The sequence below is a fragment of the Gottfriedia sp. NPDC057991 genome (assembly GCF_042886615.1).
Classification (GTDB): Bacteria; Bacillota; Bacilli; order Bacillales; family Bacillaceae_G; genus Gottfriedia.
This window is the reverse complement of the sequence record NZ_JBHVQN010000006.1, coordinates 346,316-360,508: the sequence shown is the minus strand read 5'-3', so window position 1 is coordinate 360,508 and position 14,193 is coordinate 346,316. Positions and strand designations below refer to the sequence as shown.

13 protein-coding genes and 1 other annotated feature (1 of these 14 running past the window's edge) are annotated in these 14,193 nt (G+C 32.0%); of the genes, 4 read left to right on the top strand and 9 right to left on the bottom strand.

The features are described 5' to 3' along the window. Positions 1–10, bottom strand: a binding site (T-box leader) (it extends 227 nt beyond the left edge of the window). Beyond that, positions 9–1,676: a dihydroxy-acid dehydratase gene (gene ilvD, locus ACFVR2_RS20600; protein ID WP_387366060.1), complete on the bottom strand. Its 1,668-nt coding sequence runs from the start codon at positions 1,674–1,676 to the stop codon at positions 9–11. It overlaps the preceding feature by 2 nt. A 6-nt stretch (positions 1,677–1,682) precedes the next feature. Next, complete coding sequence (gene ilvE, locus ACFVR2_RS20595; protein ID WP_069032489.1) at positions 1,683–2,573, bottom strand: branched-chain-amino-acid transaminase; 891 nt, start codon at positions 2,571–2,573, stop codon at positions 1,683–1,685. A gap of 262 nt (positions 2,574–2,835) precedes the next feature. On the opposite strand from ilvE, the gene ACFVR2_RS20590 reads away from it, so the two are divergent. Next, positions 2,836–3,024: a hypothetical protein gene (locus ACFVR2_RS20590; RefSeq protein ID WP_088011704.1), complete on the top strand. Its 189-nt coding sequence runs from the start codon at positions 2,836–2,838 to the stop codon at positions 3,022–3,024. 503 nt (positions 3,025–3,527) lie between these two features. Here ACFVR2_RS20590 and ACFVR2_RS20585 read toward each other — a convergent pair. Then, positions 3,528–5,054, bottom strand: coding sequence for an ABC transporter permease/substrate-binding protein (locus tag ACFVR2_RS20585; RefSeq protein ID WP_387366055.1), 1,527 nt, complete (start codon positions 5,052–5,054; stop codon positions 3,528–3,530). Between the two features lies 1 nt (position 5,055). Then, positions 5,056–5,808, bottom strand: a complete 753-nt coding sequence (locus ACFVR2_RS20580; RefSeq protein ID WP_387366052.1) for an ABC transporter ATP-binding protein — start codon at positions 5,806–5,808, stop codon at positions 5,056–5,058. A gap of 210 nt (positions 5,809–6,018) precedes the next feature. Here ACFVR2_RS20580 and brnQ point away from each other — a divergent pair, with 210 nt between their 5' ends. Then, positions 6,019–7,353, top strand: a complete 1,335-nt coding sequence (brnQ, locus tag ACFVR2_RS20575; RefSeq protein ID WP_387366049.1) for a branched-chain amino acid transport system II carrier protein — start codon at positions 6,019–6,021, stop codon at positions 7,351–7,353. A 67-nt stretch (positions 7,354–7,420) separates the two neighbouring features. Here the strand turns inward: brnQ and ACFVR2_RS20570 are convergent, their stop codons facing one another. Next, entirely contained in the window at positions 7,421–8,593 is a 1,173-nt protein-coding gene (locus ACFVR2_RS20570; RefSeq protein ID WP_387366046.1) for a lactate 2-monooxygenase, read from the bottom strand. 367 nt (positions 8,594–8,960) lie between these two features. Between ACFVR2_RS20570 and ACFVR2_RS20565 the strand changes: the two genes are divergently transcribed. Beyond that, positions 8,961–9,437, top strand: coding sequence for a nucleoside deaminase (locus ACFVR2_RS20565; RefSeq protein ID WP_387366043.1), 477 nt, complete (start codon positions 8,961–8,963; stop codon positions 9,435–9,437). A gap of 67 nt (positions 9,438–9,504) precedes the next feature. On the opposite strand, the gene ACFVR2_RS20560 is transcribed toward ACFVR2_RS20565, so the two are convergent. From ACFVR2_RS20560 to ACFVR2_RS20545, 4 genes are all read right to left on the bottom strand, one after another. Next, on the bottom strand, positions 9,505–9,963 hold the full coding sequence (locus tag ACFVR2_RS20560; RefSeq protein ID WP_387366040.1) for a YkvA family protein: 459 nt from the start codon (positions 9,961–9,963) through the stop codon (positions 9,505–9,507). Between the two features lie 137 nt (positions 9,964–10,100). Continuing rightward, positions 10,101–11,723, bottom strand: a complete 1,623-nt coding sequence (locus tag ACFVR2_RS20555) for an ABC-F family ATP-binding cassette domain-containing protein (protein WP_387366037.1) — start codon at positions 11,721–11,723, stop codon at positions 10,101–10,103. Positions 11,724–11,847: 124 nt separating this feature from the next. After that, positions 11,848–12,489: an SdpI family protein gene (locus ACFVR2_RS20550; protein WP_387366034.1), complete on the bottom strand. Its 642-nt coding sequence runs from the start codon at positions 12,487–12,489 to the stop codon at positions 11,848–11,850. 10 nt (positions 12,490–12,499) lie between these two features. Then, the gene (locus tag ACFVR2_RS20545; protein ID WP_387366031.1) at positions 12,500–12,760 is read right to left on the bottom strand and encodes an autorepressor SdpR family transcription factor; all 261 of its coding nucleotides are present in this window, start codon (positions 12,758–12,760) and stop codon (positions 12,500–12,502) included. Between the two features lie 173 nt (positions 12,761–12,933). On the opposite strand from ACFVR2_RS20545, the gene ACFVR2_RS20540 reads away from it, so the two are divergent. Beyond that, positions 12,934–14,118, top strand: coding sequence for an alanyl-tRNA editing protein (locus tag ACFVR2_RS20540; protein ID WP_387366028.1), 1,185 nt, complete (start codon positions 12,934–12,936; stop codon positions 14,116–14,118). The last annotated feature ends 75 nt before the right edge of the window (positions 14,119–14,193 follow it).

The following is a 14,193-nucleotide window of genomic DNA, read 5'->3' as shown; positions in this document are numbered from 1 at the left end:
ATGCTTTTTCATATTTTTAATATTCCGCCTGTATTAGCAGAAGTAACTAACTTTGCATATCTTGCTAAATAACCCGTTTTAACTTTTGGTTCATGTAATTTATAGGATGTTTTACGAGATTCTAACGTTTCGTTTGAAATTGATAATGTAATACTTCTTGATAAAAGATCGATTATGATTTCATCGCCATCTTCAATATATGCAATTGGTCCACCTTCAGCCGCTTCAGGAGAAATATGTCCAATTGCAATTCCTCTAGTAGCACCCGAAAAACGACCATCTGTAATTAACGCAACTTTTGTTCCTAAACCTCTTCCGACAATTGATGAAGTTGGTGCAAGCATTTCTGGCATTCCAGGTCCACCTTTTGGACCCTCATATCGAATGACAACGACATGACCCTCTTTAACGAGACCTTCATCAATCGCTTCAACCGCTTCATCGTGTGAGTCAAAACAAATTGCTTCACCAATAAATGTTTGGATAGAAGGGTCAACGGCACCTACTTTAATAACTGCTCCATCTGGGGCTAGATTGCCATGTAAGATTGATAATCCGCCTGTTTGTGAATAAGGATTTTCTTTTTTACGAATCACTTCACTATTAGAGATTGTGGCTTCTTGCACATTCTCGAATAAAGTTTTTCCCGTAATTGTAATGCGGTCACTATTGATTGCTCCAGGAATAGTAGTAAGTTCTTTAATAATTGCTGGAACACCACCTGCTAAATGAACATCATGCATTGAATAGTGAGAGGCAGGACTAATTTTAGATAAATAAGGTACTCTTCTAGCTACGTCATTTATATCCTTTAAGTCGTAATCAACTCCTGCTTCATTTGCGATGGCCATTAAGTGTAAAACAGTATTTGTTGACCCACCCATTGCCATATCTAGTGCAAATGCATCATCAATTGCCTCTTTTGTAATAATGTCTCTTGGCTTTATATCATTTTCAATGCAATCCATTAGATGAATAGCTGCATCACGGATTAATTGATGTCTGTCTTTACTTGTAGCAAGTATTGTCCCGTTATACGGTAGTGCTACACCAAGCATCTCCATAATGCAATTCATTGAATTTGCTGTGAACATTCCAGAACATGATCCACATGTTGGACATGCTGACTTTTCGATATCGAGTAATTCTTCTACACTCATTTTTCCTGATTTAAAAGCACCTACACCTTCAAATACTGATACAAGGGATAGAGCCTTTCCATCTTTAGATAGTCCGCCTGCCATTGGTCCACCTGATACAAAAACTGCTGGTACATTTGTACGAACAGCTGCCATTAGCATTCCAGGTGTGATTTTATCGCAATTTGGCATATAAAATACTCCATCAAACCAATGTGCATTAATTACAGTTTCGGCTGCATCGGCAATGATTTCCCTACTTGGTAAAGAATACCTCATTCCGATATGCCCCATTGCGATTCCATCATCGACACCAATCGTATTAAACTCAAATGGAACTCCACCAGCATCTCTAATCGCTTGTTTTACAACATCAGCCATTTCCCTTAAATGTATATGACCTGGAACAATATCAATATATGAATTACAAATCGCTATAAATGGTTTATTAAAATCTTCCTCTTTTACACCTGCCGCTAATAATAAGCTACGATGTGGCGCTCGGTCGATTCCTTTTTTAATCATGTCACTTCGCACAATTTATCACCCTTGTTTTACGTAAATTTTTTCTCCATCTTCAACTACTAATTGACGAAATGCTTTTAATAATCTTTGTGTATTTGGTCCTGGTTTTCCATCACCAATCACTCGTCCATCTACCTTAGATACGCCAATTACTTCAGCTGCTGTTCCTGTTAAGAAAACCTCATCGGCTATATAAACATCATGTCTAGTGAACAATTTTTCCTCAACTTCGTAACCTAATGTGTCACCTAATTCCATAATTGCATTACGAGTAATACCTTCTAATGCACCCGCTGAACTCGGTGGTGTAATTAACTTGTTCCCTTTTACTAAAAAGACATTATCTCCTGAACCTTCAGCTACAAAGCCTTGATCGTTTAGCATTAGTGCTTCTTGAACACCAGCTAGTTTCGCTTCAATTTTTACTAATATGTTATTTAAGTAATTTAAAGATTTAATTTGTGGATTTAATACATCACTTCGATTTCTTCTCGTTGCTACTGTTACAATTTCCATACCATTTTCGTATAGTTCTTGTGGAAACAGTGCTAGTTGTTCAGCAATGACAACTACATTTGCTCTTGGACAAGAAGTTGGATCTAATCCAAGATTTCCTTCACCTCTTGAGACGACGAGTCGAATATAACCACTATGTAAATTATTTCGATTTACTGTATCAACAACAATTTGTGTTAACTCTTCTAAAGAATAAGGAATTGTTAATAAAATTGATTTTGCTGATTCATATAATCGAATGAGATGTTCTTTTAAGCGAAATACATTGCCATCGTATACGCGAATCCCTTCGAATACTCCATCTCCATATAGATATCCATGATCATATACAGAAACTTTAGCATCTTGTTTTTGAACGAATTCACCATTTAAAAAAATCTGTTGCTCTGTCACGGTTAATCCTCCTCAAGAGTTAAAATATTTGTACTTACTTTATTCCAATCTAAGAAATTAATCAACAAGTTTTTAGAAAATTTAAAATTCATATTTTATTCAAAAATCGTATAAATATTGGTAAATCAACAATGAAAACCTTTACATTTTTTCAAAATATTTTTTCGACAAAATTTTACTCTTGAAAAATGTTTTTAAAAGGATTATCATATGGTTACTTTATACAGAATTTTCTGTGAATTAAAATCGGAGGCGAGTAAAAATGGCTACTTTACAAATTAATGGGACTGTTAACGAAATCAATGAAGTGTTGAAAGTAATGAGTAATCATTTTGACATTCAGATTAAAGACGAAAAATCCGATCAGGACTACTCAGTAGATTTCTCTTATGAAGAATGGGAAAATGATTCTTTTGTAAGTGAGATGTTAACCGGAGCCTATAATGATTAAAAATTAAAATTCTTATCGTATGATAACAAAAACGAGGGTAGCCTATTTTTTAGGCCACCCTCTTTTTTATTAGTTAGTCTGAACTGGATATAAGGCATAGGGTACTGCAATTAAAAATATCTGTCTGTGCAAGTAAACGGCGAACTGTAATTAAAATATGTGAATCTGCAATTAAAATTAGCGAATCCGCAATTAAATTTGTAAAACTGCAATTAAAATTTGCAAATCTGCAATTAAATCTAGTAAAAGTGCAATTAAGATACAATATTACCCATACCAGTTATGGTATTTCACCCCAAAAACTGTTCTAAAGTTCATACTCTCAAAAAGAAAACTAGCAAATTTTCATTAATTCTAGCTAAATCGAATTAAAAGTCACTACGAATCTGTTAAATATTAACTGTGAATACATAAAACTTTACGTACAAGTGTAATACTTATGTTTGCAACAAAAAAGGACTGCTTTGATCAGTTCCTCTGACCAATAAGACAGTCCATTTCGTTTATTTTAGTAAACCCTCATCCTTCAAAAACTCTCTAGCAACACTTTCGGCAGATTTTCCACTAACATTTACTTTATAATTCATTTCTCGCATTTCATCATCCGTTATTTTATTTTGTAATTTATTTAAAATACTTTTAACTTCTGGATACTTTTTAAGTGTTTCTTTTCTTAGAAGTGGTGCACATTGATATGGTGGGAATAAATTTTTATCATCGACTAACACCTTCATGTTATAACTTTGGAGCTCACTATCAGTTGAATATGCATCGATAATTGAGAGATCCCCCGATTGAATTGCATCATATCTCAACTTTGGCTCCATCGTTTTTAAATTTTGAAACTTCAATCCATATAATTTTTGCAATCCTAAATATCCGTCATCACGATCAGTAAATTCTAAAGTGAAACCCGCTTTTAACTGATTTGCTACTTTGGTTGCATCTGAAATCGTTTCGATTCCAAATTGTTTTGAAATGTGATCTGGAACTGCTAATGCATAAGTGTCATTAAATTTCATAGGTTCCAAATAGCTCAAATTATATTTTTTTGCTAAACCTTCAGCAGCTTGTTCATATACAGCTTTTGCATCATTACTAACAGCCTTTTCCTTCAAAAAAGTAGAAACGACCGTACCTGTATATTCTGGATAAATATCAATGTCACCTTTTTTTAATGCATTAAACACAAATGTTGTTTTACCAAAATTAGGCTTTACTTCCACATTTAGATTCGTTTCATCCTCAATCATTAATTTATACATATTCATTATTATTTCTGGTTCAGCACCTAATTTTCCAGCAATGACAAGATCTGTTTTATTCCAAGATTTAATTGTTAATGGAGAAAATAATAATGCTAATAAAATAAAACTAGCCGTTATGATCCTTAATGAAAAACTCTTAAAACTCCTCTTCTCTATTAATCTTAAAATAAAATCAAATATAATGGCTAAAAGTGCTGAAGGTATTGCCCCTATTATGATTAAATTCATATCGTTTCGGTCGATACCTAATAAAATTAAACTACCTAAACCACCAGCTCCTATTAAAGCAGCGATTGTTGCAGTTCCAACAATTATGACCATCGCAGTTCGGATTCCCGCCATCATAACTGGTAATGCTAATGGTAATTCAACCTTAAAAAGTCTCTGTCTACCATTCATTCCTAAACCAGTTGCTGCCTCCAATAGGATCGGATCAATCTCCTTAATTCCGGTATATGTATTTCGCAAGATCGGCAATAATGCATATACACTTAACGCAATTACTGCTGGAATCTTTCCAATACCTACTAATGGTATTAAAATTCCTAAAAGCGCCAATGAAGGTATGGTTTGAATAACTGCTGTAGTTCCAATTACAAACTCAGGGAGTACTTTCTTCTTCGTTAAGTAAATTCCAATCGGGACAGCTAGAATTATTGCAATAATTAGGGCAAATACTGAAATTTGAATATGCTCTAACAAAGCTGTTAATAATTGCTCTTTTCTATTTGCAAGAGTCGTTGTAAATGAAGTGAGAATCATCTTATATTCCCTCCTTTACAACAGCTCTACCACGATAATTGTCTATAAATTGTTCAACAAAAGGATTGACTGGATTATTTAAAATTTCGTCCTTCGTGCCTACTTGAACTAGTTCACCATCGTGCATGATTCCGATTCGGTCTCCTAAATAAAATGCCTCGTCTAAATCATGAGTAACGAAAAGGATCGTTTTACTAATCTTTGTTTTTAATTGCATAAGATCCTTTTGTAATTGTAATCTTGTAATCGGATCTAATGCACTGAATGGTTCGTCCATTAATAATAAGTTTGGATCACCTGCCAAAGCCCTTGCTACACCTACCCGCTGTTGTTGACCCCCAGATAACTCTGAAATCGGTCTTTTACTAAATTCCAAAGGATTTAATTTTACTAATTCTAATAATTCTCGAGTGCGCTCTTTTATTTGTGCTTTGTTCCATTTTTTTAATTCCGGTACAATTGAAATATTTTCTTCAACATTCAAATGGGGAAATAGTGCAATTTGTTGAAGTACATATCCAAACTCTCTCCTCAGCTTATGTTCATCATAATCTTTAATGTTTTTATCATGATAAAAAATTTCACCATCAGTCGGTTTAATTAATCTATTTATTAATTTAATTGTTGTTGTTTTTCCACAGCCACTTGGGCCAATTAAAACAAAACATTCACCAGTTTGAATTGAAAAAGATAAATCCTGAACTGCACTTTTTCCATTTGAAAACTTAAAAGATATATCTTGAAATTGAATCATTCTAGTCCTCCCTTAAAAAAGCCTATAAGTATATATAGTTAAAGGACAAGTTTTCTTATGCTTTAAGTAATAAAAATAAGGACGAAAGAAAATTTTTTCATCATTTGTGAAAAATGTAAGAATTTTAATAGATTTTGTAGTAAATAGAGTTAATTTTTGGTAGAATGAGAAAATCATTTTTAAAATGCAACGATGACTGAGGTGAATTATTTGAATACTTTAACAAAAAAAGAAATACTATTTATTGGATTTATGTTATTTTCTATGTTATTTGGTGCTGGTAATTTAATTTTTCCAGCATATATTGGACAAGTAGCCGGAGAGAATGTATGGCAAGCAATTATTGGATTTATTATTTCAGATGCAGGTATTGCGATTTTAGCATTTATAGCAATAGCGAAATCCGGTAATTTTGATACCCTTGTAAAAAGAGTACATCCTATTTTTGCGCTTCTCTTCCCGATGGCAATCTACTTGTCGATTAGACCTGGGCTTGCTATTCCACGAGCTAGTAGTCTGGCATATGAAATGGGGGTTAAACCATTTTTGTCTGAAGATTTAGCTGTTTCTCCAATTGGACTATTAGTTTATACGATTGTGTTTTTTAGTATCGTTTATTGGTTTGCTAAATCACCTTCAAAATTAGTTGACAGATTCGGTAAAATTTTAACTCCAGCTTTATTAATCTTAATTTTAATTGTTTTTATGAAAGCAATGTTTACAGACTTATCTAGTTTTAAAGATGCATCCTTAACATACAAATCGAATCCTATCTCACAAGGAATTTTAGATGGCTATCAAACAATGGATGGGATTTGTGCATTAATCTACGGGATTGTTTTCATCAATATTTTTCAAAGATTAAATGTTACAAATCAAAAATTACAAATTAACTATTTAATTATTTTCGGTTTAATTTGTGCAGTATTATTATCGTTGACTTATTTTATAATCGGCTACTTAGGTGCTTCAGCAACGATTACTGGACAAAGTGACAATGGAGCAATCGTCTTAACGACAGTAATGAATCAATTATTTGGCAATGGTGGAACGATTGTATTAGGACTTATTTTTACACTTGCATGTTTAAGTGTTTGTATTGGTTTAATCACATCATGTTCTCAATATTTTAATAGTATTTTCCCTAAATTATCTTATAAAAAATGGGCTATCTTATTATGTTTTATAAGTGGTTTCGTAGCAAATTTAGGACTTACACAAATATTAAAAGTATCCGTTCCAATATTAGGTCTTTTATATCCAATGGCAATAGCACTAATTGTACTAGCACTTTTACACGATCAATTACCATTTAAAGGTAGACCTGTTTATTTATTAACAATTTTATTTGTTGGAATTTATAGCTTAATCGAGATCATCAATTCATCATTTTTAACTAACGGACTAAATGAATTATTATCGATTGTTCCAATGCAAAGTAAAGGATTCGGTTGGGTAATACCTGGTTTAATTGGTTTTGTAATTGGGTGTATGATGGAGAAGTTTTTCGTTAAAGAATACACCGAAGTAAAGAACGCAGCATAATTTAATTTTCAAAAATAAAGTGCGGCTCATTAGTCTAAGCACTTCCTGTGGTCGCTCTTTTTAATTTTTAAAAATGTTTACTAAGGTTTTCTTTCACTAACAAAGATGGCTTTAATTCACTGATACTTTTTTGGCCAGATAGTGCCATCGTTAAATCAAAATCAGCTAAAATATTTTTCATTACTTGGATTACCCCGTTTTTACCAGCAAGAGCTAGGCCATACATATACGGTCGACCAATTAATACTGCATCAGCACCGATTGCTAATGCTTTATATATATCCGAACCCCTTCTAATGCCACTATCCATTAAAATTGGTAATCTACCTTTTAATTCACTACAAATACTCTCTAATGCATCTAAAGTACTAATTGTTCCATCAACCTGTCTACCACCATGATTAGAAACGATGATGCCATCCATACCATATTCAAGTGCAAGCATCGCATCGTCCTTATGTAAAATTCCCTTTAATAAAATTGGTAATTTTGTTTGATTTCGCAAAAATGCTAAATCTTCCCACGTTAATGCAGGATTGCCAAAGAGTCTTGTCCACAATAGAATCGCTGACTGTGGATCCTCCTCAGGTGAATTATTTAATCTTGATCGGAATACTGGATCCTCTAAATAGTTACCAATACCTTGTCCTTGTAAAAATGGTAAATATGCGTTTTCAATATCTTTTTCTCTCCAGCCCATTATCGAGGTATCAAGCGTAATAACAATCGCTTCGTAGCCACTTGCTTCAGCACGTTTAATCATACTTGCTGCTATTTTCATATCACTACTACAATATAATTGATACCATTTAGGAGAATTTCCTAGAACAGTTGAAACTTTTTCTAATGAGTAAGTTGATGCAGTACTAGTAATGTATGGAATATTCAATTCTGCTGCTGCTTTAGCAGTTTCAAGTTCCCCTTCAGGATGTGCAATCGACTGGACACCGATTGGAGCAAATAAAACTGGCGAATTATAAGTTTTGCCAAATAAATTTATACTAATATCACGCTCTGCCACATTACGTAACATTCGCGGTACAATTTTCCATTTATCAAAGGCTAATCGATTTTCATTCATTGAGCGCTCACTACCTGCGCCACCTGCTATATAATAAAAAGGTCCTTCCTCTAATTGATCTTGTGCTAACTTTTCTAAATCTTCAAATCTAACAGGAATCTCACTTTTTTTCCCACCACTATACACTTGCAATTGAATATAATTCCCGAAATTCTTCATTCGAAACACATCCTTAAAAAAGTTGTAACCGTTTACATATTCTAATTCAGTTCAAATAATTCCTTTAAATTTCTGAATAAATCATTCGACATTTTCAATATTTATAAGTTTTCTTATCTCGTTAAGCACTTAATTTTATATTAAAAATTTTTGTTTGTATGCTATTACTCTATTATTTTTGTTCTTAAATATTGTAATAGTGTGTACAAATAAGTAAGATACCCTTTTTAATATTAATGGTTGATTGAAAGAATGGTAAATAAATCGATTTGTTAACCAATTTGAATGAATGTTTATTTATATTAACTTAAGAAACTAGATAAATGTAAATACCTTTCGCCCTTATTACTATAAAGGTGGTGTTAGTTTGAATCACTCTGATTGGATTAAATTAAGTGTAAGGCTTGCTTACGAAAACTTATTAAATAAGAATGGTGGACCATTTGGAGCAGTTATTGTCAAAGATGGAAAAGTAATTGGTGCCGGAGTAAATGGTGTCACAACATTAAATGATCCAACTGCACATGCAGAGGTCCAAGCAATTCGAAACGCATGTCAAAATTTAGGTACATATATATTAAAGGATGCTGTCTTATATACTAGTTGTGAACCATGCCCGATGTGTCTAAGTGCTGCTTATTGGTCTAGAATTTCAAAAATATATTATTTTTTCACAAAAGATGCTGCTGCAAAAATTGGTTTTGATGATGCACATATTTATAATGAACTTTCATTGCCATATGAAGATCGAACGATACCTAGTGAACAAATTATGATTAAAGTCAAAGATATTGAAAACCCTTTCATTGTTTGGTCAAAAGAAGAAAGTCATGTACATTATTAATCGGTATAAAAAAGGTTGCTCATTAATAAATAATGGGCAACCTTTTTTTAATTTTGTTTTATAAATATTAATCTTTTAGCTCATGATCTTGCTCTGACTCTTCAATTTCAACTAAATTTGATGGTTTATCTTTTTCGTTATTATTTTCTTTCCAAATTTTATACTTTTCAATATCTTTGTTAAGTTGTTTAAATGTATACGCTAAAATCGTTGCATCATCTAAAAAGCCTAAGCCTACGATAAAATCTGGTATTGCGTCGATTGGACTGACAAAATAAATTAATGCCCCGATTACAGTTAAAATTGATTTTGTGGAAATATCTCTATAACTACCATTAATATATGATTTAAATAGATCTATAAATAAATTTACTTTTTCCCAAGCTTCACCTAAAGCACCTTTTTTATCCGGTGCCAGCTTAGCTGCTTTTTTCAATAAATTCGTTGATTTTTCTTTATTTCCTAAATAGGAAGAAGCTTTCTTTAAATACTTTTTAAAAAACTTATTTTCATTTAACTCAGACATTTTTTCTCCTCCCTTTTTTATAGTTTAACAAATATGAAAACAAGATGAAAGTACGAAAAACCACTAATCAATTGATTAGTGGTTTCACTCCTTTCACAAATATTCGCTTTCATTGTGAAAGGCCTGTGTATATTGAATTACTTTTTATATAACTCTTCTACTTGCTTTTGTAAATCCTTGTTCTCTAAGAACTCATCATAAGTACACTCTTTATCAACTAAACCGTTTGGTGTCACTTCAATGACACGGTTAGCAATTGTTTGAATGAACTGATGGTCATGAGATGTAAATAAACCTGTGCCTTTGAATGCAATTAAACCATTATTTAATGCCGTAATTGACTCTAAGTCTAAGTGGTTAGTAGGATCATCTAATACTAATACGTTTGCTCCACTCAACATCATTTTTGATAGCATGCAACGAACTTTTTCTCCCCCAGATAGAACAGAAGCTTTTTTCATTACTTCCTCGCCTGAGAATAGCATACGTCCTAAGAAACCACGTAGGAAGCTTTCAGACTCATCTTGTGGAGAGAACTGACGTAACCATTCGATTAAGTTCATATCACTTTTTTCGAAGAACTCAGAGTTATCTTTAGGGAAAAATGCTTGAGAAGTTGTTACACCCCATTTAAATGAACCACTATCTGGCTCCATTTCACCCATTAAAATTTTAAATAAAGTTGAAATCGCAACGTCATTTTTACCAACAAACGCAATTTTATCACCTTTGTTTACAGTAAAACGCACATTATCTAGTACTTTTTCACCATCGATTGTTTTTGAAATTCCGTCAACAGTTAATAAATCATTTCCAACTTCTCTCTCTGGCGTAAATCCAACGAATGGATAACGACGAGAAGATGGTCTAATATCATCAAGCGTAATTTTATCTAAAAGTTTTTTACGAGAAGTAGCTTGTTTTGCTTTTGATGCATTTGAGCTAAATCGAGCAATAAATCCTTGTAGTTCTTTAATTTTCTCTTCTTTTTTCTTATTAGCATCAGACATTAATCTTTGAGCTAATTGACTTGATTCATACCAGAAATCATAGTTACCAACATAAAGTTGAATTTTACCAAAATCTAAATCAGCCATATGCGTACATACTTGATTTAAGAAGTGACGGTCATGTGATACAACGATAACTGTGTTTTCAAAGTTAATTAAGAAGTTTTCTAACCATTGAACTGCTTTAAGATCTAAGTTATTCGTTGGCTCATCTAGTAAAAGAATATCTGGTTGACCAAATAATGCTTGAGCAAGTAAAACTTTTACTTTCTCGCCTGCTTGTAATTCAGCCATTTTTTTATAATGTAATTCTTCTGTAATGCCAAGACCTTTTAATAAAATCGCAGCTTCTGATTCTGCTTCCCAACCATTTAACTCTGCAAACTCACCTTCAAGTTCTGCAGCTTTCATGCCATCTTCTTCAGTGAAATCTTCCTTCATGTAAATTGCATCTTTTTCTTTCATTACTTCGAAAAGACGAGTATGACCCATAATAACAGTTTGAAGAACTTCGAACTCTTCATATTCAAACTGGTTTTGTTTTAATACTGCAAGACGCTCACCTGGCGTTACAATTACATCACCTGTAGAAGGCTCAATATCACCAGATAAAATTTTAATAAAAGTAGATTTACCCGCACCATTTGCACCAATTAAACCGTAACAGTTACCTGGTGTAAACTTTATATTAACATCATCAAATAATTTTCTGTCCGCAAAACGCAAACTAACATTGCTTACTGTAATCATTTTAATTATATTCCTCCAACTCTTTTGCTCTACTCTTTACAATACCATATTTTAAAAGGAAATTAAATTTTTTCTAAAATAAATTCAAAAACAATCACCAAATTTTGTAAAAAAACAGCTTAATTTAGTTTTTCATTTCCTTTTTAAAGGAAATATATGAGTATATAGTTGGGAATCCAACTAATAATATGATCAATGGAATAACAATTATTCCCTTGTTACTCACTGGTATAAAATAAAGTAATAAAAAACATAAACCAATGATCAGAAATAATCTACCGCTAACACGATGTGTTTTTTTCCAAACATTTTCATTACTTAATGTCCAAGGTGTACGGACGCCAATAAAATAATTCGAACGAACATGAGGCATATAATTTCCAAGAAACATAAACAAAAGGCCAATAAAGAGAAAACTTATTGAGCCTATATGAACGTTATAGCCTAGTCCATAAAATAAAACACTCATATTAATTAAAAAGAAAATAAATAAAATCCCTGTTGCCATAAAATATAAGCTTCTTTGAAATAACTTATAATTCTCTTTTCTTGGATCAATTTTCGGAGTAACAATTGGCAATAAATAAACGAAAAGCATGATTGCATGCAGTTCAATAAACGTTTGCATTTTTGAATCATAATTATTAACATTACCTGAAAAATCCCAGTGAACAGGTAGTTGACTTGGTAAATCATGAAAGTTAATAATCCATAATACTAGTGAACAAATAAATAGTAAAATTGCAATGATATGCTTTTTCAACATAATTCACCTCTCAATTATTTTCTTTAAAACTAAATGCCCAACTTATAATTTCTTGGAAAACCGTCATATTTAGAGAATAAATAATAAATTGCCCCTTCTTTTCATCTTGAATTAACTGAGCTGACTTTAATATTTTAAGATGTTGAGAAATACTAGGTTTTGACATATCGAATTGTTCCGAGATTTCCCCAGCCGTTAAATCTTTCTCTTTTAATAAATCTAAAATTTTCCTTCGAGTTGGATCCGATAATGCTTTAAATAATTCATTCACATTTCACACCTCTAAGATTTAGTATTTAGTTAATTAACTAAATACTAAAATCTATTTGAGTAATTGTCAATTATGCTAAGATTAGATATATAATATTTTAAGTTTTTATTTCGTTTCTATATAATTTAAATTAGACATCAAATGTAAGAAATTAAAAGATTAGAGGTATTATCATGGCAAATAAACTATATTTTGAACATCCCTCATTAAAAAAATGGTTTACTAAAATTACTGAAATGAAAGAAATTGATTCATTATTTCATATCAAACTTGAAGATTCTGCTTTTTATCCTGAAGGTGGCGGGCAGCCATCTGATTCCGGTACAATTAATGGAATCGATATTGTTGATTTAATAGAAGATGGTGAAGAAGTAATCCATGTCTTAAATGCAAAACCGGATACATTGGAAGCAACATGTGAAATAAATTGGGACCGTAGAATTGATCATATGCAACATCATAGTGGCCAACATTTACTTTCAGCAACCATTATTGAACTATTTGATCTACCTACTGTAAGTTTTCATTTAGGAAAAGAGACAGTTACGATTGACTTAGATACCCCTTCTCTTTCTGCTAAACAATTAAATCAAATTGAAAGAGCAGTATATGAAAAGATTCTTGCTAATATTGAAATTAAAACCTACTTCGTAAATAAAGAAGAATTAAATGCACTTCAACTTCGCAAATTACCAAAAGTTGAAGAAAATATACGAATTGTAGAGATTTTTCATACTGATTTATCTGCTTGTTGTGGTACTCATGTAAAACAAACGGGTGAAATTGGATTAATCAAATTAATTAAAACTGAAAAAGTAAGACATACTACTAGACTACATTTTAAATGTGGCTATAGAGCACTAGAAGAAATTCAAAAAACTAGTAAAACATTATCAAATATTAATCAATTATTTAATACACATACTGATCAAGTTAGTGATAAAGTCGAAATGACGATTAATGAACTAAAAGAAGCGCAAAAAGAAATCGAGAAAATGAAAGAAACAATCTTTAACTCAATTTCTAACGAGTTATTATTAAATGCAACAAATGATATCATTATTAAAACTTTTGAAGAAGAATCAGTAAAAGACTTACAGTTACTCGCAAAAGCAATTCAGACTAAGAAACCATCTTTACTTGTATTTTCAAGTGTAAAAGAGCAAAAATTATTGCTCATTAATCAGCTAAAAAATGATGTGCATTGTGGAGAACTAATTAAAAATTTACTAAAACAGGTTGAAGGAAAAGGAGGCGGCGGTGCAGGGCAAGCACAAGCGACATTTGAGACTTCAATCCAATTAAACGAAGCTGAAAATACGCTAAAACATATTCTTCTTCCTCAGGTAAATGTATAAACATTATATTTATATGAAAAAAAGAACAACGACGGACTGCTTAAGTCCACAGTTGTTCTTTTCTTGTTTTGCGCT